This is a genomic window from Listeria fleischmannii subsp. fleischmannii LU2006-1, assembly GCF_000344175.1.
Taxonomy (GTDB): domain Bacteria; phylum Bacillota; class Bacilli; order Lactobacillales; family Listeriaceae; genus Listeria; species Listeria fleischmannii.
This window is the reverse complement of the sequence record NZ_ALWW01000013.1, coordinates 20,125-41,873: the sequence shown is the minus strand read 5'-3', so window position 1 is coordinate 41,873 and position 21,749 is coordinate 20,125. Positions and strand designations below refer to the sequence as shown.

At 37.1% G+C, this 21,749-nt stretch carries 17 protein-coding genes and 3 pseudogenes; 4 read left to right on the top strand and 16 right to left on the bottom strand.

Features of this window, described 5'->3' with window-relative positions:
- Positions 1–61 precede the first annotated feature (61 nt).
- The 7 genes and pseudogenes from LFLEISCH_RS05670 to secA form a co-directional block, all read right to left on the bottom strand.
- A pseudogene (locus LFLEISCH_RS05670) lies at positions 62–1,453 on the bottom strand (murein hydrolase activator EnvC family protein).
- A gap of 122 nt (positions 1,454–1,575) precedes the next feature.
- A pseudogene (locus LFLEISCH_RS05665) lies at positions 1,576–2,865 on the bottom strand (coiled-coil domain-containing protein).
- Between the two features lie 82 nt (positions 2,866–2,947).
- A complete protein-coding gene (ftsX, locus tag LFLEISCH_RS05660; RefSeq protein WP_007474038.1) occupies positions 2,948–3,832 on the bottom strand; it encodes a permease-like cell division protein FtsX in 885 nt (294 codons plus the stop codon).
- Positions 3,822–4,508 (bottom strand): cell division ATP-binding protein FtsE, encoded by a 687-nt coding sequence (ftsE, locus tag LFLEISCH_RS05655; protein ID WP_007474035.1) that lies wholly within the window; start codon positions 4,506–4,508, stop codon positions 3,822–3,824. Before ftsE ends, ftsX begins: the two co-directional genes overlap by 11 nt.
- Before the next feature lie 498 nt (positions 4,509–5,006).
- Positions 5,007–5,870 carry a YitT family protein gene (locus tag LFLEISCH_RS05650; protein WP_007474033.1) on the bottom strand — a complete coding sequence of 288 codons (864 nt, stop codon included), beginning with the start codon at positions 5,868–5,870 and terminating at the stop codon, positions 5,007–5,009.
- A 12-nt stretch (positions 5,871–5,882) separates the two neighbouring features.
- Positions 5,883–6,984 (bottom strand): peptide chain release factor 2 gene (prfB, locus tag LFLEISCH_RS05645; protein WP_112153714.1). Its coding sequence is split into 2 segments (ribosomal slippage): positions 5,883–6,911 and positions 6,913–6,984, totalling 1,101 coding nucleotides; the frame shifts between segments, so codons are not numbered across the junction.
- A 118-nt stretch (positions 6,985–7,102) separates the two neighbouring features.
- On the bottom strand, positions 7,103–9,616 hold the full coding sequence (gene secA / locus LFLEISCH_RS05640) for a preprotein translocase subunit SecA (protein WP_007474029.1): 2,514 nt from the start codon (positions 9,614–9,616) through the stop codon (positions 7,103–7,105).
- A 433-nt stretch (positions 9,617–10,049) separates the two neighbouring features.
- Between secA and LFLEISCH_RS05635 the strand changes: the two genes are divergently transcribed.
- Positions 10,050–11,081 carry a chitinase gene (locus LFLEISCH_RS05635; protein WP_223196447.1) on the top strand — a complete coding sequence of 344 codons (1,032 nt, stop codon included), beginning with the start codon at positions 10,050–10,052 and terminating at the stop codon, positions 11,079–11,081.
- 55 nt (positions 11,082–11,136) lie between these two features.
- Here the strand turns inward: LFLEISCH_RS05635 and hpf are convergent, their stop codons facing one another.
- From hpf to LFLEISCH_RS05610, 5 genes are all read right to left on the bottom strand, one after another.
- The gene (gene hpf, locus LFLEISCH_RS05630; RefSeq protein ID WP_007474025.1) at positions 11,137–11,691 is read right to left on the bottom strand and encodes a ribosome hibernation-promoting factor, HPF/YfiA family; all 555 of its coding nucleotides are present in this window, start codon (positions 11,689–11,691) and stop codon (positions 11,137–11,139) included.
- A 182-nt stretch (positions 11,692–11,873) separates the two neighbouring features.
- Positions 11,874–12,329 (bottom strand): hypothetical protein, encoded by a 456-nt coding sequence (locus LFLEISCH_RS05625; protein ID WP_223196442.1) that lies wholly within the window; start codon positions 12,327–12,329, stop codon positions 11,874–11,876.
- A 22-nt stretch (positions 12,330–12,351) separates the two neighbouring features.
- A complete protein-coding gene (locus LFLEISCH_RS05620; protein WP_007474021.1) occupies positions 12,352–13,665 on the bottom strand; it encodes an ATP-dependent helicase ComFA in 1,314 nt (437 codons plus the stop codon).
- Between the two features lie 196 nt (positions 13,666–13,861).
- Positions 13,862–14,716: a DegV family protein gene (locus tag LFLEISCH_RS05615; RefSeq protein WP_007474020.1), complete on the bottom strand. Its 855-nt coding sequence runs from the start codon at positions 14,714–14,716 to the stop codon at positions 13,862–13,864.
- Positions 14,717–14,734: 18 nt separating this feature from the next.
- Positions 14,735–15,421, bottom strand: coding sequence for a response regulator transcription factor (locus tag LFLEISCH_RS05610; protein WP_007474018.1), 687 nt, complete (start codon positions 15,419–15,421; stop codon positions 14,735–14,737).
- Between the two features lie 375 nt (positions 15,422–15,796).
- On the opposite strand from LFLEISCH_RS05610, the gene LFLEISCH_RS05605 reads away from it, so the two are divergent.
- From LFLEISCH_RS05605 to LFLEISCH_RS05595, 3 genes are all read left to right on the top strand, one after another.
- A complete protein-coding gene (locus LFLEISCH_RS05605; RefSeq protein ID WP_007474015.1) occupies positions 15,797–16,429 on the top strand; it encodes a YigZ family protein in 633 nt (210 codons plus the stop codon).
- A gap of 3 nt (positions 16,430–16,432) precedes the next feature.
- Positions 16,433–16,969, top strand: coding sequence for a GNAT family N-acetyltransferase (locus LFLEISCH_RS05600; protein ID WP_007474014.1), 537 nt, complete (start codon positions 16,433–16,435; stop codon positions 16,967–16,969).
- 230 nt (positions 16,970–17,199) lie between these two features.
- Positions 17,200–18,255, top strand: coding sequence for an LCP family protein (locus tag LFLEISCH_RS05595; RefSeq protein ID WP_007474012.1), 1,056 nt, complete (start codon positions 17,200–17,202; stop codon positions 18,253–18,255).
- Positions 18,256–18,286: 31 nt separating this feature from the next.
- Here the strand turns inward: LFLEISCH_RS05595 and LFLEISCH_RS05590 are convergent, their stop codons facing one another.
- The 4 genes and pseudogenes from LFLEISCH_RS05590 to LFLEISCH_RS05575 form a co-directional block, all read right to left on the bottom strand.
- Positions 18,287–19,336, bottom strand: coding sequence for an MraY family glycosyltransferase (locus LFLEISCH_RS05590; RefSeq protein WP_007474010.1), 1,050 nt, complete (start codon positions 19,334–19,336; stop codon positions 18,287–18,289).
- 20 nt (positions 19,337–19,356) lie between these two features.
- Positions 19,357–20,471: pseudogene (menC, locus tag LFLEISCH_RS05585) on the bottom strand (o-succinylbenzoate synthase).
- Positions 20,468–21,208 carry a WecB/TagA/CpsF family glycosyltransferase gene (locus LFLEISCH_RS05580; protein WP_040504775.1) on the bottom strand — a complete coding sequence of 247 codons (741 nt, stop codon included), beginning with the start codon at positions 21,206–21,208 and terminating at the stop codon, positions 20,468–20,470. Before LFLEISCH_RS05580 ends, menC begins: the two are co-directional and overlap by 4 nt.
- A 115-nt stretch (positions 21,209–21,323) precedes the next feature.
- Entirely contained in the window at positions 21,324–21,686 is a 363-nt protein-coding gene (locus tag LFLEISCH_RS05575) for a single-stranded DNA-binding protein (protein WP_007474002.1), read from the bottom strand.
- Between the last annotated feature and the right edge of the window lie 63 nt (positions 21,687–21,749).

Here is a 21,749-nt window from a genome sequence, read left to right as displayed (position 1 = left end):
GCTTTTCGCCCCTTTCACAACAAAAAGCTGAGCAAATTTCTTCGCTCAGCTTTACTTATTTTTATAAATAGGGTGCTGGATTAATAGGAACACCATTTTGATGAATTTCAAAATGTAGATGTTGTCCTGTTGATTGCCCTGTTGAACCCATAATTCCAATATTTTGTCCTTGCATAACGCGCTGTCCGGCCACTACATTTAAACTACCTGCACGCATATGCGCATAAAGCGTTTGATAACCATTCCCGTGATCAATTTCAACCACATAACCGTATCCACCGTAACCACTTCCTGGCGCACCGTAACCTGCAAAAACAACTGTTCCACTTGCTGCTGCAGAAACTGGTACCGTTCCTCCAGTCGAAATATCTTGACCTTTATGTGATTCGTATTGACCAGTAACTGGATTTGTTCTCTCGCTAAATCCAGAAGTTAAAATACCAGCAGCTGGTTTAATAAACATACTCCCAGAAGAGGAAGGAGCGGAAGCACTGCTCGCACTACTTGCAGCTGATTCGACAGGTGCTGTAGCTTCACTTTTCGCAACACTATTTCCTCGAGTTGTTGTTTCTGCTTTACGTGCAACTGTTTTCGCCCTAGCTTCGGCTGCCGCTAGCGCTTGTTGTCGTTTCGCTTCGGCTAAACGCTTTTTAGCAGCTTCTTCTTTTTTACGCTGTTCTTCTGCATACGCAGCCGTAAGATTTGCAGCCACCTTCTGTTCCTCAGCAGATAAATTAGCTCTTTCTGTTTCTAAAATGGCTTTTTCCTTATTCGTTTTATCTTTCTTCGTAGCTAAAGCAAGTAATAAATCATCTTGTTCCGCTTTTTGACTCACTAAATTATTTTTTGTAACTGCTATTTGAGTCGCAAGCTGGTTCAATTCAGTTAATTTCTTTAAAGATGCATCTTGCTTTTCTTTTAAAAGAGCTTGGTCTTCCTTCTGTTTTTTCATAATTTCTTGATCCGCATTCACGATTTGTTTCACGATATTCGCGCGTCCAATGAAATCAGAAAAGTCTTCTGCTTGAAGAAGCACATTTAAATATCCTTGCCCATTACCATTCGTTTGAATTGCTCGCGCTCGTTTATCAAGCACACCTTTACGCTGTTTTATTTCATCTTTTAAATCTGCAATTTCGGATTTAAGTTGTTTTGCTTTTTTTTTGCTCAATTATAATTTTTAATTTGCTCTTCTTCAAGTTTTTTATTTTGTTGCTTTAATTTGCTTTGAAACTTGTGCTAGTGAAGTGGCCACATTTTGTGATTCAGTCTCTAAATGCTCCATTTCCGAGTTTTTTTGACCCAAACTATTCTCAACAGAAGATCTTTGTTCTTGAATCTTTTTCTTTTGACTCTCCATACCGCCTATATCATTTGCAAGTACGTTCACCGGTTGAGTTAAAAGTGCAACCGTGGTAAAAGCAAGCACCCCAGATACTAATTTCTTTTTCATTTTTCGTTAAAACCCCTAACTTTTTATATCTTTTTTAGTATTTTTTTTGAAAAAAAGGATAAAAAAATACCCTTGTCGTATGACAAAGGTACTTTTCGATTTTCAATACATCAAACTTATTTTTAGAAGTTAGCTACACGACCGTAACCAACTAAATATTTAGCCCAGTATCCGCTAGAAATATTGTCATATTTAACGCCGTCATTTTGAGCATTAATCATTTGACCGCCGCCAACATAGATTCCAACGTGCGCAATACCGCCACCATAATTGAAGAATACTAAGTCGCCTGGTTTAGCTTGGCTAGCACTAACTTTTTGTGCTGCTGCATATTGTCCACCAGAAGTTCTTGGTAAACTAATACCTGCTGCACGGAAAGCGTAAGAAGTGAAACCAGAACAATCAAATGCGCTTGGTCCAGTTGCACCTAGAGAATAAGGTTTACCAAGTTGTGCACGAGCTGCAGAAATCATAGCAGAATATCCACTTCCAGATGGTTGAACGTTACTGCTTGCATTATTTGAATTGCTAGAAGATGATGTATTTCCTGCACTGCTATTACTGCTGCTAGCGCTATTATTAGAAGAAGCATTCGCTGTGCTTGCAGAAGACGTACGCTCGCTTGTTGCACTTGATGCTGCCGGAGACGCTGCTTCTGAAGAGCTATTATTTTCTTCAACACCAGCGGTTGGAGCTGCTGCCGCTGCAAGTAAACGAGCACGTTCTTTTGCTGCTGCTGCTTGTTTATCACGTTCGCTTACTAAGCTTGCTTTATCTTTTTCAGCACTTGCTTGATCAGCTGCTAATTGAGCAACAACTGCTTCTTTTTCAGCTTTTTGTGCTTCAATTTTATTTTGTTCAGCTTCGAATTTATGAATCGCAACACGTTGCGCTTCTTGTTTCTTCTTCACATCATTTTGTTTTGTTTTTAACGCTTCCTCGTCATTCTTTTGATCATCTAAGATAGATTTATCAGAATCAACAAGTTGGTTAACTGCAGAAACACGATTAACTAAGTCAGAGAAATTTTCAGATCCTAAAATAACATCTAAATACGCGTTTGAGTTAGAAGTTTTTTGCATAGCGCGTGCACGCTCTTTAAGAACTTCTTCACGCTCTTTAATTCTCTCGTTAATTTCTTTAATATCACTGTTTAACTTTTTAAGTTCTTTTCCAGTGTTGTCAAATTCTGCTTGTAGTTTCTTAGCATTTTTTTTTAGCGGATTCCATATCAGCAACTAATTTTGATAGTTGAGATTCTAAATCACCTTTTTTAGATTTTAAGTCGTTAATTTTTTTTATTCTTGTTTTTGAATATCTGTATTAACATCCGCAAATACATTTGTTGTAAATACTGGTGTTAAAGTCATAACTGTTGCAAGTGAAACTGCAATTAAAGCGTTCTTTTTCAAAGAATTTACCTCCTAAAAAGCTCCCTAAGCTTTTTTCCTTTTGTTTTTTGTTGTAAATATCGGGTATAGCATTAAAGTACGATTAAACTTTCAAGAATCTTCGGATGGAGATAGCACTACCCCAAACACCTATTAAGACTCCAATAAGAATAATTAAAGCACTAATTTCGTAAGCAAACGGTGTAGGTGGTAGTAGCGAAAGCGAGGTTGTCGCGATTTTCGGATTTACCAAGTTGTACGTATTAATGTAACCTACGAAAGTTAGTATGACGGGCACGATAGAGCCAATAAGACCTAACCAAGCGCCTTCTAAAACGAATGGCCAACGTATAAACCAGTTTGTCGCCCCGACAAGTTTCATAATCTCGATTTCTTTTCTTCTAGAGAAAATAGCAATCTTGATTGTGTTTGAAATAAGGAACATAGCTGTTAAGAGTAACCCAATACTTAACACTACACCAGCATATCTTGCCCATTTCAATGTATCGAATAATTTATCTACGGTTTTTTCACCATACTCTGCATCATCAACATATTTAAGTTTTTCAATCTTAGTTGCTACTGTCTTCGTTTGTTCTGGCTGCTCAGCCTGAACGATAAATACATCATGAAGTGGATTATCTTGTTTGAATAACTCGAAATTCTTTCCATATGCACCGACTAACTTTTTCAACTGATCATCTTTAGAAGAAAAAGTTACCTTGTCCACACCATCAATCTTTTCGATATTCTCTTTTAACTCATTTTCCTGTGCCTTAGTAGCACCCAGCGAAATATGTACATTGATTTGCACATCATTTTCAACATCTGACGCTAGTTTGTTCATGTTCATTAAGATTGAAAAAAACACGCTCACAAGAATAAGTGTTACTGTGACTGCACTTGCTGCTGCAAAAGTCATCCAACCATTTCTGTAAAGACTTTTGAAACTTTCTTTCATATGCCTTCCAAATGTTTTAAATTTCATATCCATACTCTCCTTGTTGCTCGTCACGTGCAATTCGACCATTTTCAATAGCAATAACACGGTGTTTTAACGTGTTCACAATTTCTTTATTGTGAGTTGCCATCACAATCGTAGTGCCTTGACGATTAATTTCTTCAAGGATATTCATGATTTCCCATGAAGTATCTGGATCGAGATTACCGGTTGGTTCATCGGCAATTAAAACTTTTGGCATATTCGCAATGGAGCGAGCTATCGAAATTCGTTGCTGCTCTCCACCTGAAAGCTCATCTGGTAGCATTCTAACTTTATGTTTCAAGTTTACTAAATCTAGAACTTCCATGACACGTTCTTTAATTTCAGCGGGGTCTTTCTCCACTACTTCCATCGCATATGCAATGTTCTCATATACGGTTTTACTGGAAAGTAGCTTAAAATCTTGGAAAACAACGCCGACATCACGTCTCAAAAACGGAATTTCTCGATTCTTCAAGTTGATTAAATCAAATCGGTCAACTTGAATGTTTCCTTTGGTCGCTCGTTCTTCACGATAAATCATTTTTATAAAAGTGGATTTACCTGCTCCACTTGGACCAACTACATAAACGAATTCCCCTTGGTCAATTTTAATATTTAAACCATTAGCGGCTGTAATGCCGTTAGGGTACTTCTTGTACACGTCTTCCATCAATATCATTTTATCACCTAACTTGCCTTTCTTAAGAGCTTGTTTTGTAAGGTAATGCAATGATAACCTTTGACATAAAACTGTTATGCCGAGTGAAACACACTACAACACAAAGTCTATTATAACATGCTAATTTTGCATCTCTAGGTTAATTGCATTACAGTTATATTTCAGCCTATGACAATCTAGTTTTCATCGTAAAATATCTTTATCTCGTATGTTTAAAATCTTGATTTTTAAAATTGATTTTCAGTTGGAATTTATACCTGTTTTTAGGCATATAAAAAAGCCACCTTCATCGCTTCTTTTTCCACTGACCTTATTGTATCGTTTTTCCTAACAAATTAACATTACAACGAGATTAAAAATGATTACAGTTTTTTATAATTGGGATAGACCAGTTATACTTACAGCCCTAGCTTGTTTAGCGGCTCACAAGTCTGTTCTGTCATATATCTGTTATATAAAAAAGGTGTCACTAATGATTTGTATTAGTGACACCTTTTCTTAAACTGAAAAGCCTTCGCCCATTACCTCACTCGCACTCATCACCACAACAAAAGCGCTAGAGTCAATCTCCTTCACCACTTCCTTCAGCTTGGGAAATTCTCTTTGCGAAATGACACATAACAAGATTTGCTTTTCATCGTCCGTATAACCGCCTTTAGCCGAAAGACGTGTAATACCACGATCAATTTTAAATAAAATAGCTTGCCTAATTTCTTCTTGATGTTCAGAAATCACAAGCACCGTTTTCGATTGGTTTAAACCAACTTGAACCAAATCAATAGTTTTACTTGTTGCAAATAGTGCAATTAGCGCATATAAGCCTGATTCAATACTAAATACAAACATCGCTGAAATAACAACAAGTCCATCAATAATAGCCACACAAACGCCTAGCGAAAGATGAAAATACTTATGCACAATTTGCGCGAGTACGTCGGTTCCTCCAGTTGAGGCCTTACCGCGAAATACAATACCAAGACCAAAACCAACTAAAACGCCGCCGAACAGGGCGGCCACAAGTGGTTCGCGCGTCCACGGGGCAAAATCTTGTGACAGATAAACAAAAAGCGGTATGGTCATCGTTCCTATAAATGTTTTAATCCCAAATTGGTAGCCCAAAAAGAATACACCAGCGATAAAAAGAGGTATATTAAGCGCCCACTGAATAAATGCAGGTGTCCAGCCTGTTAACGAATTAATGATTGTACTAATACCGCTCACACCACCAGATGCAATATGATTGGGTAATAGCAAGACATTAAAAGCTATCGCAATGAAAGCTGCTCCTAAAATAACATAAAAATAATCCAGCGTTTTCACAAACCAAATTTTCCTGGGTGCCCGATTTCGCTTTTTCGTCATTTTAGCACCGCCTTATTGAATACGCGAACGCAAATAGGCATTCACGAATTCATCAAGATCACCATCCATCACAGCTTGTGTATTCCCAGTTTCAACATTTGTACGGTGATCTTTTACCATCGAATACGGATGAAAAACATACGAGCGGATTTGGCTACCCCAGCCGATTTCTTTTTGCTCCCCGCGAAGTTCTGCTAATTCCGCCTCTTTTTCTTCCTGTTCTTTTTGATAAAGCTTCGCCTTTAGCATCTTCATCGCTTGTTCCCGGTTTTTCAGCTGCGAACGTTCCGACTGGCAAGTAACCACAATCCCAGAAGGAATATGCGTCATCCGAACAGCCGAATCAGTTGTATTAATGTGCTGCCCGCCAGCTCCAGTTGCCCGGTACGTGTCGATTTTTAAATCTTCCGTCCGTACTTCAATTTCAATATCATCATCCATTTCTGGCATTACATCTACAGAAACAAACGAGGTATGACGTCGACCAGATGAATCAAATGGCGAAATTCGAACTAAACGGTGCACGCCTTTCTCCGCTTTTAAATATCCGTAAGCGTTGTGCCCTTTTACAAGAAGCGTTACACTTTTTATTCCGGCCTCGTCACCCGCCTGGTAATCGAGCGTCTCCACTTTAAAGCCTTTCTTTTCAGCAAAACGTTGGTACATTCTAAGGAGCATCGAACCCCAGTCCTGCGACTCCGTTCCGCCAGCACCAGGATGTAGCTCTAAAATCGCATTATTTTTATCATAAGGATCACTTAGCATAAGCTTCAGCTCAAACTCATCCAACTCTTTCATAAACGAAACGAGTTCCATCTCTAGCTCTTTTTGTAAGTCCGCGTCCGCCTCTTCCCGGAGCAACTCAAGACTTACCTCTAAGTTTTCCTGTTCTTCTTCAAGTTTATGAAACGCATTGTAAACCTCTTTTAAACCATTTGACTCATTAATCACCTTTTGTGCGGCTTGCTGATCATTCCAAAAATCCGGATCAAGCATCTGATCTTCTAACTCCGCAATACGCACCTCCATCGTTTCTAAGTCAAAGAGACCCCCTAAAGTCTGTGATTTGGTTCGCTGTTTTTTCAAGCGAATTACGAATTTCTGCTAATTCCATAGTTATTTCCACCTTTTTTTATTATTCTAAACTTATTTTAGTATATAAAAATTAAGCCCACATTACCAGAACATTTTTTTGCAAAGAAAAGGGGCGCCAAAATAGCGCCCCGAGATTCTTATGCTTCTTTACCATGACAATTTTTATATTTCTTACCGCTACCACAAGGGCAAAGGTCATTACGACCAATCTCCTCACCCTTCACAACCGGTTTGCGTTTTGCTTCTGGTTTCCCTTCGTCCGGATTGACAGCTTCCCCTTTCGCCACTTGCTCACGTTCAAGGTTTTGTCTAATTTCAGCTTTCATGATGTAGCGCGCAACATCTTCATCAATTGAGGAAACCATTGCTTCAAACATCTCGAAACCTTCCGATTGATATTCACGAAGCGGGTCAATTTGTCCATATGCACGTAAATGAATACCGTCACGAAGATGATCCATCGCATCAATGTGATCCACCCATTTTGTATCTACTACACGAAGTAAAACAACTTTTTGGAACTCATTAAATTCTTCTTCAGATAGAAGTTGTTCTTTTTCATCATACGCTTCTTTAATTTTCCCTAAGATAAAGGCTTCAATATCTTCTGAAGTACGACCTTGTAAGTCCTGAACCGTGATAGCACCTTCATGAAGTAGATTTGCATCTACAAAATCTACAATACCTTGTAAATTCCATTCCTCTTCCGCCTCATGTGAGGAAGCATTTGAAGTCACGACATAGTGCACCGTACGCTCAATCATTTTTTCAATAATTTCACGTAAGCCATTTTCAGCTGTAATCACATCATAACGTTGTTTATAGATGACTTCACGTTGTTGACGTAGAACATCATCATATTGAAGGACTTGTTTACGAGAATCAAAGTTATTTCCTTCTACACGTTTTTGTGCAGATTCTACAGCACGACTAACCATTTTACTTTGGATTGCTTCTTCGTCCATTCCAAAACGTTCCATCATGCTCTTCATATTGTCAGAACCAAAACGACGCATTAACTCATCTTCCATAGAAAGATAGAATTGTGTAACCCCCGGATCCCCTTGACGACCAGAACGACCACGCAACTGATTATCAATACGACGAGATTCATGACGCTCAGTACCAATTACAGCTAAGCCACCCGCTGCAACAGTTTCCTCGTCAAGTTTAATATCTGTACCACGACCGGCCATATTCGTTGCGATAGTAACCGCGCCGTGTTTCCCTGCATTCATAATAATATCAGCTTCACGCTCATGTTGTTTCGCATTTAAAACGTCATGCCTGATTCCTTTACGCTTCAATTTGCTCGCAATAAGCTCAGATGTCTCAATCGCAACCGTACCAACAAGAACAGGCTGCCCCTTTGCATGACGCTCAGCAATATCCTCTACCACTGCATTAAATTTTGCATCAATGGTTGTATAAATTAAATCCGGACGATCATCACGCACAATCGGACGGTTTGTCGGAATTTCAATAACACGCATATTGTAAATATCGCGGAATTCTTCTTCCTCCGTTTTCGCCGTACCAGTCATCCCCGCTAATTTTTTATACATACGGAAGTAGTTTTGGAATGTAATAGTCGCCATTGTTTTCGACTCATTTTGAATGGTAACTCCTTCTTTAGCTTCTAAAGCCTGGTGTAAACCTTCACTAAAGCGGCGCCCTTTCATAATACGTCCAGTGAACTGGTCAACAATTAAAACTTCATCGTCTTGAACAACGTAATCCACATCAAGCGCCATGGTGTAGTTTGCTTTTAACGCTTGTGCAATATGATGCAGCAGCACCGTGTTTTCTAAATCATACAAGTTCTCAACATCAAAATACTTCTCACCACGAGCCATACCTTCTTCGGTTAAATTGACAGATTTTGTTTTAATGTCAACCGTATAATCTGTCTCCTCCGTCAAAGTTGTTACAAAAGTATTCGCACGAACATATAAAACATTCGATTTTTCAGCTTCTCCTGAAATAATAAGCGGCGTACGCGCTTCATCAATTAAAATGGAGTCAACTTCATCGATAATGGCAAACGAAAGTGGTCTTTGCACCATTTGTTCTTTATAAACCACCATATTATCACGCAAATAGTCAAAGCCTAATTCATTATTTGTACTATACGTAATGTCACATGCGTATTGTTCACGCTTTTCCTCACTAGAAAGAGCATTTAAGTTTAGTCCTACTGAGAGACCCAAGAAATTGTACAAAACACCCATTTCTTCTGAGTCACGTTGAGATAAGTATTCATTGACAGTAACTACATGAACACCTTCGCCCGAAAGCGCATTTAAATAAACCGGTAGCGTTGCTGTCAACGTTTTACCTTCCCCGGTTTTCATCTCTGCAATATTCCCTTCATGGATAACAATACCACCCATTAATTGAACACGGAATGGGAACATACCTAACGCACGTTTTGCTCCCTCACGTGCAACTGCAAAAGCTTCCACTAAAATATCATCTAGTGTTTCACCTGCTTGTACACGTTCTTTAAATTCTACTGTTTTTGCTCGAAGGTCGTCATCTGAAAGCGCCGCTGTTTCATCAGCCAGAGCTTCAATTTGATCGGCTTTCTTTTCAAGATATTTGATATCTCTTTTACCTGACTCAAAAATCTTTTTCAACATTCCTGCCATAATCGATTCTCCTCTACATAAATTAACTACTATTATTTTTCTATCTTAAATTTCTGGATTCGCTTCATTAAGATACACTAATTAATTTTATCACTTATTCTCAAAAATTGAAAATAGGATTGTTTATTTTATTCCCCGTTTTATAAGCCATCAACCATTATAACATCTTCTATACAAAATAGATGTGTACATTGTGTGAAAAAGTCATCACTAAAAATTTTTTTTATTTTGGTTTAGCTGATAAAGGTTTCTACTCCTTCTTTTTCACATCTTTGGTCTATACCTTCTGACAACAAATCGCTTTTTTCAATGTTTAAGCTGCTCCGTCGCGGGTATTTTCACAAAGCAAGACCAATAACGCTTCTATTTGTAAGCGTATACAAAAAGGAGGATTTTTATTTTGAAGAACAAAAGAAGATGGGTAACGGGAAGTATTTTAGCTTGTGCTGTGACAATCGGACTGGGTTTCGCGGGGAGCCATCCAGTCAAAGCCGCTACAGATGATGCCTCGATCATGCCAGATCTATCCAATAAACAGGTGCTAGTCGGATACTGGCATAGTTGGAAGTCAACAGGAAATGATGGCTATAAGCAAGGAACCTCAGCTGATATTGCATTAAAAGATGTGAATTCTGCTTATAATGTTATTCCAGTTGCTTTTATGAAGGGCGACGGTGTAAACCGAATCCCAACATTTAAACCAACAGGCCTAACAGACGCTCAATTTCGTTCTCAAGTAGCAGAATTAAATCGCCAAGGCAGAGCCGTTCTGTTAGCTTTAGGTGGTGCTGATGGCCATGTTCAACTACAAACGGGTGACGAACAAGCCTTCGCTAATGAAATCATCCGCCAAGTCGAAACATACGGCTTCGATGGCCTAGACATTGATTTAGAACAAACAGCCATTACGGCGGGAAACAATAAAACCGTTATCCCTGCTGCGCTAAAAATTGTAAAAGATCATTACGCATCACAAGGAAAAAACTTTTTAATCACTATGGCGCCTGAATTCCCCTACTTAAAACCAGGTGGCGCTTATGAAACCTATATTACTTCTTTAAATGGTTATTACGACTACATTGCACCGCAACTATATAACCAAGGTGGCGATGGTGTCTGGGTAGATGAAACTAACCAATGGATTGCACAAAATAATGATACACTAAAAAAAGAATTTCTTTATTACATGGCCGACTCCTTCATACACGGGACAAGAGGATTCCTCCAAATCCCAGCAAACAAATTAGTTCTTGGTCTACCTGCTAATAATGATGCTGCGGCAACAGGTTATGTCATAAATCCACAAAATGTTTACGATGCACTCAACAATCTAAAAGCAGCCGGTACCCCACTTAAAGGCCTAATGACATGGTCCGCAAACTGGGACGTAGGAAAAGATAAGAATGGTGTTCTCTATAACAATGGTTTCGCTAATGCTTATGGACCTTTTTTAGGAACTAAATAAATTCACAAAATAAAAACGTCCTGCTCGATGTGGCAGGACGTTTTTTTATAAAGGATTAGTTTGTTTCAATCAAACCGTACTTCCCGTCTTTACGACGATAAACAATATTTGTTCCATCAGATTCAGCGTCTGTATAGACATAAAAACTGTGGCCTAATAAATTCATTTGAAGTACAGCCTCTTCACTATCCATTGGTTTTAAATCAAATTGTTTTGTACGTACAATTTCTAAATCAGATTCATTTTCATCTGGCGCACTCTCACTAATTTCCCCAAAAGCGAAGAAATCTTGTTGCGCTCCTTTATCACGCATTTTACGATTTACTTTTGTTTTATGTTTACGGATTTGTCTTTCTAATTTATCTGCAATTAAATCAATGCTTGCATATAAATCTCCGCTTGTTTCTTCAGCACGAAGAACAAGATTTGGGAGAGGAATTGTTACTTCAACCTTTGCATTTTTATCAGAGTAAACTTTTAAATTCACATGCACATTGGCATCTGGAACCTCTGTGAAATACCGCTCGAGTTTATCAATCTTCTTCTCAACGTAATTTCTAATTGGTTCAGTTACTTCAATATTTTCACCACGAATGTTGTACTTAAGCATTGTAATTCCTCCTTTGGGATAAAACAAAAATTCTTACGAAGAAGAGCGTTCTCTTCTTACTTCTAGTCTAAGGTATAATGCCACTTTTTGCAAATATTTACCTGATAAACTAACACGATTTTTGTTCTTCTCTACTTTACTAATTCATTCCACTTTTCTTTAAAAACAAACCTATTTTTTCTTTATTTTTCAAAAAGTGATGTAAAATAAATTTTTTCCCTGCTTAAAGTACATTCTTTACTAATTTTATCCTTTTCGTCCTCCTCGAGCTCAACAAGTGTAAAAAAGCACGCTCTAGTCTGGTTCATTTCTTCATCTACCAATTTATAACTCACACCCGCAAATTTTAATAGCTCTATCTCCGGATGATAACCAATTCGTTCATTTACATTCGGTTTAGAGATATAAACTATTTTAGGCAAATAGTTCTTATTCCTTAATAAGCTACCTAACACCTCAGCCAATATATAATCGCCTTGCTCTAAATAAGCCTCTATCACTTCATCTGTAAAAGCGGATTTTTTAAAAACAACCCCTGCTTTAGCTTCTGCTTGTTGAAATTCGTTGCAACACATCTCACATAAAAGCCTTTCATTTGGTAATATCAGTATATTTTTCCAGCCAATCGTTTCATACATTTTTTGAAAACATATTCGGCATCTATCCATCATTAAGTAAGCCCTCTTCATAGCCCTGCTTGTTCATCAAGTTAATATGCTGGATAGCTCTTATCATCTCTTTTGTTTTCCCATAATGAAAAAACCATACCTCACCACTTGGAAAATCTTTTTTTCTGCCGACGCGCCCAGAAATTTGTACTAGTGCCGCTTCAGTAAAAATAGGTCCTTCGCTTCCAAAAACAGCTACTTGCACATCAGAAAAAGTGACACCTCTTTCTAAAATAGTTGTGGTAAGTAAAATTGAGATTTTTCTGCCGCGTAGTTGGTCTACCTTTTCTTTTCGTAATTCATCAGCCGCATGGACCGTTTCAATATCCGAAAAACCATACGCTTGTATTATATCTTTAAATTGAAACATTACATCAATTGTTGGAAAGAAAATTAAAATTGGCTTTTCTAAGTATCTGATTTTCTTTATCCACTTTAAAACCTTAGAAGGAATTCGCTTTTTATTTAATTCTTTTTGCCAATCTCCAATCCAGCATACTTTTGGAACTGGAAGAGGGAAGCCATGATATCTCGCTGGAATTTTGATGTAATTACGCTCTCCCTTTAAAGCTTCTAACTGCCATTTCCGTTCCGGAGTTGCTGTTACATAAATTTGGACAGACTCCGGGCAGCCCGCTTTTTGAACAGCATATTCAAGGAACGGATCTTTTGCAAAAGGGAATGCATCTACCTCATCAATAAAGATTAAATCAAAATAATGATAGAAACGTATTAATTGATGTGTTGTCGCAATTACAAAAGGTTCTCCAGCAAAAGTTTGATTAGAGCTACCATATAAACACGCCTGAGGAACATCTGGAAATGCCTCTTTTAGGCGAGGCGCAAGCTCAATACAAACATCAACGCGCGGGGAGGCCAAACAAATCCTGAGACCTTTTTTCAAACCTTCTTCGATTCCCGGAAACATCATTTCTGTTTTCCCAGAACCCGCTACTGCCCATAAAAGTAATGGTTTTTTTGTCCGAATCGCGTTTAAAATAGCCTCTGCTCCTCCTTGTTGCGCATGCGATAGTGTTCCTTCAAATTCAAGTGGATTTTCAAAATACAAGCGATCTTGTTCATCTGGTTTTAAATAATATAGGTCATCAATATGACTAATACGGCCCATCTTCAAACAATTTCTACAATATAAAGCTTTATTGGGTAAGCTCGCAAAACGGATTTTTTCATTATTTCCACATCTAAAACAAAATGGATTTTTATCAGCATTTAAAATGCTAGGCAAAACCTCGATTCCTTTTACTAATTTTAAATCACTTGAAACATATAGTAACCCTTTTAGCATAAATCACCTCGTCCATATAGTTATAACCTATTTCTACTTTCTTTGCAGGAGTTAAAATAGGTTTTTCATATGTATAAAATAGGTTTTTTATTATAAGGGATAAATCTGTTTTTCTTTCTCCAAAATAAGGTTTCCGTTCCCAACTTAATTTTTTTCACAAAAAAACTCAGCATGATAAACTGCTGAGTTCTAAAGATTATTTAACGGACCAAGTCAAGCCCAGTGTGCCTTCCCCTAAATGGGTTCCTATAACAGGACCAAAATAGCTAAGATGGAATTCTACTGTTGGAAATTGCTTCTGTAGCTCCTCTAACCATTGTTGGCCTTTTTCAGGAGCATTTCCATGAATAACATATGCCTCTTCTGCCTCGTTATTTTGAACGGCTTTCTCTAAAATTTCCTCTATTCGTTTTAAAGCTTTCTTTTGTGTACGTACTTTCTCAAATAACACAATTTGCTTGTCTTGAAAATGTAAAATCGGCTTAATTTGAAGCAAACTACCAATAATAGCCTGCGCCCCGGTTAGGCGACCACCACGTTGCAAATTATTTAAATCATCTACCATAAAATAAGCATCCATTGAATTTTTCATCATTTCAATATGATTTAAAATTTCTTTTGTTGTTTTTCCTTCCATAGCCATTTTTGCGGCAGTAATTGCAAGCGTGCCTTGAGCCATACATGCTAATCCAGAATCAACACCAATAACATCTATACCATCCACAGACGCCCCTGCTGATACCGCATTTTGATAAGTTCCACTAATACCACTTGTTAAATGAACACTAATTACTTTGTTATAGCCCTCTTCTTTAAGTGAATGAAAAAGTGAAATAAAATCCCCTGGTGCAGGCTGGGACGAAGTTGGAAAACTATCAGTTTCTTTTATTTTTTTATAAAAATCAGCTGTTTGTAACTCCACTTCCTCTTTATAAGAAACACCATCAATAATAACAGAAAGCGGCACCACATGAATCTGATACTTTTCAATCAATTCGGCTGGTATATAAGCTGTACTATCTGTAACAACTGCAATTTTTTCTTTTGACATGATTTCCCCCTGAAACTTTTAACGGATATAAACCCAGCCATTTTTGATAGCTGTTACAACGGCTTGCGTCCTGTCATTCACTTTCATTTTTTGCAAGATGCTGCTGACATGGTTTTTAACTGTTTTTTCACTAATAAATAAGGTTTCACCAATTCCACGGTTACTTTTGCCATCCGTCAGTAATTGGAGCACCTCACACTCTCTATGTGTTAAAATATGAAGCGGCATTTTTACTTCTGGTTGTTGATAGCCATAAATCCCTTGCGCTGTGTTGGTACTAGCTAAATGGCGATATTCACGAATCAGCTTAATGCCTGCTTTAGGGTGAATATACGCACCTCCTGCATCAACAATTTTAATAGCGTCAACAAGTTCTTTTGCATCCATTTCTTTTAGTAAATAGCCCACCGCTCCTGAACGAAGTGCTTCAGTTACATATTCATCGGAGTCATGAATAGTTAAAATAATAACTTTGATGCTTGGAAATTGTCTTACTAGCATTTCCGTTGCATCTAAACCATTCACTGTTGGCATATTAATATCCATTAGAACTATATCTGGTTTATATTCTCTAACCTTTGCAACAATGTTTTTTCCATTTTCCGCCTCAGCAATAACATCAAACGATTCTTCTAGCTCTAAAATGCGTTTAATTCCTTCGCGAAATAATTGATGATCATCGACAATCATAATTTTGAGAGTCATATAAATAATTCCTCCTCTAATTTAACCAAATTTCATTTTTTATTTTGCCAATTTCTCTTTTTATTGTTGCTTTTCTAGCCCTAAAGTATCCCCTTGAATACCCATTATAGTTAATTTTCATTATCTGTAGTTTACACTTCTATTACTGTATCCTAAGTATTCTTTTCCAACGATACGTATATTTCATTTTGCCTATATGAAAAGATATTTTTAGTCATATCTCTATCTAAAGTAATAGTATATTTTATTATAACATGAATTTTAGCACGCTTCACCCAGAATGATACTTTATGAGTAAAAAAATTCTATACAAGTCCTGCTATTTCCTATAAAATGAAAGCAGAATATCCACTTCTATTTGGCTAGGAGGAAAACATGTTAGATCATTATTTAACGATTAAAGAAAATGGCGTTTTTGAAACAATCATACAAAAATCGCGCTTTATTTGCCATATCTCACGTGCCGAAACCGAAGAAGAAGCGCAACAATTTATTTCCCAAATAAAAAAAGAACATTGGAATGCCACTCATAATTGCTCAGCTTATTTAATTGGCGAAAGAGATGAATTTCAAAAAGCAAATGATGATGGCGAACCAAGCGGGACTGCGGGAGTACCAATGCTTGAAGTATTAAAAAAACGACAATTAAAAAATACAGTCACTGTAGTTACACGTTATTTTGGTGGTACAAAACTAGGCGCAGGTGGTTTAGTACGTGCTTATGGTAAGGCAGTTAGTAATGCTTGTGAAGAAATCGGTATAGTGGATCGTAAATTAGCAACTATCGTCCATTTTAGCATCGAATATTCACAACTAGGAAAATTTGAGAACTTCTTAGACCAACAACGCTATCAAATTATGGAAAAACAATTCACTGAATTAGTCACTCTATATGTTTTTGTAGATTATCATGATATAGATTCATTTAAATCTAAAATAACCGAATTATCAAATGGCCAAGTTTCTTGCACTGAAGGCGAACAAAAATATCGCGAGAAGGATGTATAATCAATGATTGTAAATTTATTTCATGCTCTTCCAGAAATTATTTCAACAAAAAGGCTGACCATGGTTCGAACGACTTTAGCCCATTCTCCTTCCCTTTTTAAAATATGGTCAGATTCAGAAGTAGCTGAATATATGAATATCGAAAAATTTACCACTGTTCTTCAAGCTGAAGAAATGATTAAAGCGATTAACGCTGAACCAGCCGCTTGTCGGTACACCATTTTTTTAAATAAAGAGATTATTGGGTCACTAGGAATTAATGAAATAAATTCGTTGGATCATACTATTGAAATTGGGTATGAGCTCGCAAAATCTTTTTGGAAAAAAGGATATATGACAGAACTATTAACAGGTTTTTTAAGTGAAATAGAGTCTTATTTACCTTATAAAGGCGTGTTCGCAAAAGTTCTTCCGGATAACAGTGCTTCTATTTCACTCTTAGAGAAGCTTGGTTTTCAGTTGGAAAATCAAACGGAGGAGCTTGATCTTTATACTAAAAAAGTCTGCACTATTTTCATTTATAAGTTATATTTCAAATGAGACTAAACTTTCATTTATATTACAATTTTGAAAGCTTATATGTTTTCTATGTTTTTTTCATAAATAGTTCGGTATAATGTAAAGATGATTAACACATTTATAAGAACTCATTAAAATTAAAATTTAAGAAATCTTAAATTTTATGTAACATTGTAGCTCCTTATAAATGGTACAATTATGTGTATGTTTGTTGTTAGCAAATTGAAAACGACATTTAAGGAGAAAAATATATGGACAATGGCTTTAACGGACGCCAACGAGCTTCCAAGTACAAACGCCGCCGAAGAATACTATACTGGATACTTATTCCTATCATGCTCCTCATTTTAGTTGGGGTCGGATATGGTACTTTTTTATTTAGCAAAACAAAATTAGCTGCAGATAATTCTTATGACAACGTTCGAAACGGACAAGCTTCCACTCTACGTACTAAAGACATCGAGCCAATCAAAGATAGCTTCTCTGTATTAATTATTGGTGTTGATACAAGTGAAAAGCGTGCATCTGATGGAAATCCTCGTAGTGACTCACTTATTTTAGCAACTGTAAACGTCAAAGATGCTCGAGTAGAAATGACCAGCATCCCCAGAGACTCCTATGTTCACATCCAATCTGATAAAAAAGATATTGATAAATACACAAAAATTAATGCTGCACATGCCTTCGGTGGACCTGAGCTTACAATGCAAACTGTAGAAGAAAAATTCCAAGTCCCAATTGATTATTATGTACGCTTTGATTTTGATGCGTTTCTTAAAATTATCGACGCACTTGGTGGCATTGATGTTGATGTTCCTGTCTCTTTCACAGAACAAAATTCAAAAGATGAAGCAGATGCAATTTCTCTAAAAAAAGGGAAGCAACATCTAAATAGTGAAGAAGCACTTGCTTTAGCCAGAACGAGACATATTGATAATGATATCGAGCGTGGTAAACGCCAGCAACTCATTATTGAATCTATTGTAAATGAAGCAACTAAGTTCTCATCCATTAACAAATATTCAAGTATTATTGATGCTGTTGGTCAAAATATGAAAACGAATTTAACCTTTAACCAAATGCTTTCTATCGCTAAATTTGGAATGACGAATAAAATTGAAATTAAATCTCTCAATTTAGAAGGGCAAGATGCTCCACAAAACGGTGTCTATTACTACTCATTAAATGAAGATTCCGTCCAAAGCGTTGCCAATGAATTCGCGAATGAGTTGAATATTTCGAAACCATTCCCAAATGCTACACCTTATCAGGATGAAAGTAGCGATACAAAAAGTTCAAATGAATAAAAATAAAGCATACGCTAGAGTAGCGTATGCTTTATTTTCGTTTACGGTGAATTTTTTGTAAAATATTTAAAACAGGACGATAGTCTTCACTAATAAGCCCAATAAACTCTACCACAACCTCTATGCAAAGTATCAGTAGTCCTAAAAGAAGAAGTGATCCCCATGTGGTTGAGAAAGAAAATACAAAACCTGCTAGTGAAAATAAAAGTGCCATACAATAAATTAAAAGTACCGTTTGGCGTTCAGTGAAGCCAAGAGCTAGAAGTCGATGATGAATATGTGAGCGGTCAGCAGCAGAAATCGGCGTTCTTTTCTTTAACCTGCGAATAATCGCGAAGAATGTATCGGACAGAGGTACGCCTAAAATAATGAGCGGGACAAGAAGTGAGATAAAGGTTACGTTTTTAAAGCCCATAAGTGATAAAACGGCAATCATATATCCCAAAAACAAGGCCCCTGTATCCCCCATAAAAATAGATGCTGGCGGGAAGTTAAATAGTAAAAATGCAAACACGGCAGCAGCAAGAAGAAAAGCGACTGGCGCTACAAATGTGTCTTTTAAAATAACAGCCATTCCAGCAATCGTCATCAGCGCAATAATTGATATACCGCTCGAGAGCCCGTCTAATCCATCAATTAAATTTAAAGCGTTAATAATAGCGATAATCCAAATCATTGAAATAGGAACAGCTAACCAGCCAAAGTCTATTTGACCATAAAAAGGAACGTTGATGAATTCAATGACTACATTTCCCCAAACCGTGACACATAGTGCAGCAAGAATCTGTCCTAAAAGCTTTAATTTTGGTGATAATTCCACAATATCATCAATAAATCCTGTAATAATAATAATTAAAGCACCTATGTAAACTGGTAAAAATCCTGTTTTATCAATGGGGGCAAGAAAAAAACCTATTGAAAAACTAAAAAAAATAGCAATACCGCCTAATGTTGGCGTTACTCGTTTATGGCTGTGCCTTTCTCTTGGCGCATCAACGGCACCTATCAAAATGGCAAATTTACGTATGATTGGTATTAAAATGATGCCAATCAAAAAAGTCAATAATACCCATATGAACAAACCTGTTTCAGCTCCATTCCCTAGTCTAACACTATATCGCGTTCCTCTATTGTAAATCTTTGTAGGTTTTTTTGATCAAGTTCAACACCTATCCCTAAACCTTGCGGAACCTCTATCTCCCCGTTGTTTAATTCAAAATCCTTTTTTATTATATCATGTTTAAAATAACGTTTGGTAGCTGAAATATCTCCAGGAAAGTGAAATTCAGAACGTGCAGCTAATGCGATATTAAACGCACGCCCAATCCCCGCCTCTAACATTCCACCACACCAAACAAGCATACCCACTTGCTCACAAAATTGGGCAATCAGAATCGCCTCCGTAAGTCCGCCTACTCGCGCAATTTTTAAATTAATCGCTTTAGCACTTTGGAGCTCATAGGCCTGAATAGCATCTTCAAGAGATCGAATATTTTCATCTAAGCAAATTGGTGTATGAATTTGTTTTTGCAGTCGTGCATGGTTAACAAAATCTCGTACACTAAACGGTTGTTCAATCATTGCTAAATTTAGTTGATCTATTTGTTTCAATAACGGAATCTGTTCCGTTGTATAGGCGGAATTTGCATCTGCCATCAATAATAAATCAGGAAATTCTTCTCGCACTTTTTGTAAAAAACTTAAATCTGCATGTGGCTTAATTTTAATTTTGACACGTGTATATCCTTCAGCCACATAATTACGTACACTTGAAATAAGTTCTTCTTCAGAATTTTGGATGCCAATACTGACTCCTACTGGGATTTTTTTTTTGTTTTTGTTTTTAGCAGTTCAGCTAACGAGACGCCGCGGCGTTTGGCAAACAAATCATAACACGCACTATCAATAGCGGCTTTAGCCATTTCATTACCTTTAACCCAAGAGAAAAGGGTTCTCACGTCTTTAGGCTCTTTTAGTAGCACTTTTTTTAATTCTGGGAGTAGTAAAAACTCGATGATATGCGCGGCAGTGTCTAAAGTTTCCTCCGTATAATCTGGTACGAGAAAAGCATCTAGTTCACCGTATCCGACAGTCCCAAGTTCATCTGTTAATTCAAGTAAGAAAAAAGTTTTTGTATCTAAAATGCCATAGCTTGTGCGAAACGGTTCAACGAGCGGCAGAGCTACTTTATAAAGCTTAGCATGTTGAATTCTCATTTGGCATTCCGCCGATTTTCTCTATTTACAGCCTTCATAAACCTAGGAATAGCAAAAAAGCGACGCCACCGGGAAGGGTTTGTCACAAAACGGTAAATCCATTCTATTCTTAGTTTTAGAATAATTTTTGGAGCTCGTTTCACTGTCCCAGATAAAATATCAAAAGAGCCCCCTACTCCCATAAAAATCCCTTTTTCAAATGTATTAAAGTGCGACATAATCCACTTTTCTTGAGCAGGAGAACCCAGTGCGACAAAAACAAAATCGGCTCCAGTATTTTTAATTTCCTGAACAATTTCAGCATTTTCTTGTAAATTAAAATAGCCATGCCTACAACCCGCTATTTTTAGAGCAGGGAAACACTCTTTCAATTTTTCTTGCATTGCTTCATTCACATCTGGTTTTGCCCCTAAAAAGTAAATTTTCAAATTATGTTTCACGGCCTGCGTTAAAATCCCTTGCATAGTATCAAAACCTGTTACACGTTCGGGTAACGGATTACCTTGCTGTTTTGCAGCCATTAATATCCCAACACCGTCTGGAGTAATATAATCTGCACTTAACACAACTTGCTTAAAGTCTAAATCATCTCTCGCATTCATAACAATTTCAGGATTCGCCGTCACAACAAAACGCTTTTTACTCTCTAAAGCATCTTGTAAAAGTTGGGTTATAAAATCATCCTGTGTTGTATGTATAAAGGGAATCCCTAAAATTTCAACTCTTTTTGTCATCATTTCTTACTCCTGTTTTATTGAAGATTATACTTAAGTTTACCATAAAAGTGGAGGAAGTCCTATAATGAGTAGCGAAAAACCATATGCGACATGGCCATATGGTTTTTCATTATTTTTAATTTGCAACCGTATTTGATGAGGATTCTAAGACAGCCGGTTTATTCGAACTTAAATATCTTATTTTCCGCGTCAAAACTTCCATGATATAGACGCGCTTTTCTTCTTTGTTCAAATAGCTCCTTGTTTGTAATTCACCAACTAATCCGATTAACATTCCTTTTTCGCAATAATTGCACATTTCTTCGGCCCTACGTCCCCATGCAACACACGGGACAAAATCAGCGTCCTGATCGAATCGCTTTGCTTTCCCAAATCGATTAAGCGCTAATGTAAAGTTAAGTACAACTTTGTCATCTGATGTCACTCGAAGTTCTGGGTCTTTTGTTAATCGGCCCACAATTGTTACTTGATTTATCATCGCAAATTACCTCTTTTCATGATTTTAAATTAGCATACAGGACTGTCCTTTTTTTGTAAAAAC

Excerpts from the sequence above, each read along its gene's own strand:
- ftsX (WP_007474038.1), bottom strand. The coding sequence starts at position 3,832 with ATGAAATTTAAAACATTTGGAAGGCATATGAAAGAAAGTTTCAAAAGT.
- ftsE (WP_007474035.1), bottom strand. The coding sequence starts at position 4,508 with ATGATATTGATGGAAGACGTGTACAAGAAGTACCCTAACGGCATTACA.
- LFLEISCH_RS05650 (WP_007474033.1), bottom strand. The coding sequence starts at position 5,870 with ATGACGAAAAAGCGAAATCGGGCACCCAGGAAAATTTGGTTTGTGAAA.
- secA (WP_007474029.1), bottom strand. The coding sequence starts at position 9,616 with ATGGCAGGAATGTTGAAAAAGATTTTTGAGTCAGGTAAAAGAGATATC.
- hpf (WP_007474025.1), bottom strand. The coding sequence starts at position 11,691 with ATGCTTAAGTACAACATTCGTGGTGAAAATATTGAAGTAACTGAACCA.
- LFLEISCH_RS05625 (WP_223196442.1), bottom strand. The coding sequence starts at position 12,329 with ATGTATGAAACGATTGGCTGGAAAAATATACTGATATTACCAAATGAA.
- LFLEISCH_RS05620 (WP_007474021.1), bottom strand. The coding sequence starts at position 13,665 with ATGCTAAAAGGGTTACTATATGTTTCAAGTGATTTAAAATTAGTAAAA.
- LFLEISCH_RS05615 (WP_007474020.1), bottom strand. The coding sequence starts at position 14,716 with ATGTCAAAAGAAAAAATTGCAGTTGTTACAGATAGTACAGCTTATATA.
- LFLEISCH_RS05610 (WP_007474018.1), bottom strand. The coding sequence starts at position 15,421 with ATGACTCTCAAAATTATGATTGTCGATGATCATCAATTATTTCGCGAA.
- LFLEISCH_RS05605 (WP_007474015.1), top strand. The coding sequence starts at position 15,797 with ATGTTAGATCATTATTTAACGATTAAAGAAAATGGCGTTTTTGAAACA.
- LFLEISCH_RS05600 (WP_007474014.1), top strand. The coding sequence starts at position 16,433 with ATGATTGTAAATTTATTTCATGCTCTTCCAGAAATTATTTCAACAAAA.
- LFLEISCH_RS05595 (WP_007474012.1), top strand. The coding sequence starts at position 17,200 with ATGGACAATGGCTTTAACGGACGCCAACGAGCTTCCAAGTACAAACGC.
- LFLEISCH_RS05580 (WP_040504775.1), bottom strand. The coding sequence starts at position 21,208 with ATGATGACAAAAAGAGTTGAAATTTTAGGGATTCCCTTTATACATACA.
- LFLEISCH_RS05575 (WP_007474002.1), bottom strand. The coding sequence starts at position 21,686 with ATGATAAATCAAGTAACAATTGTGGGCCGATTAACAAAAGACCCAGAA.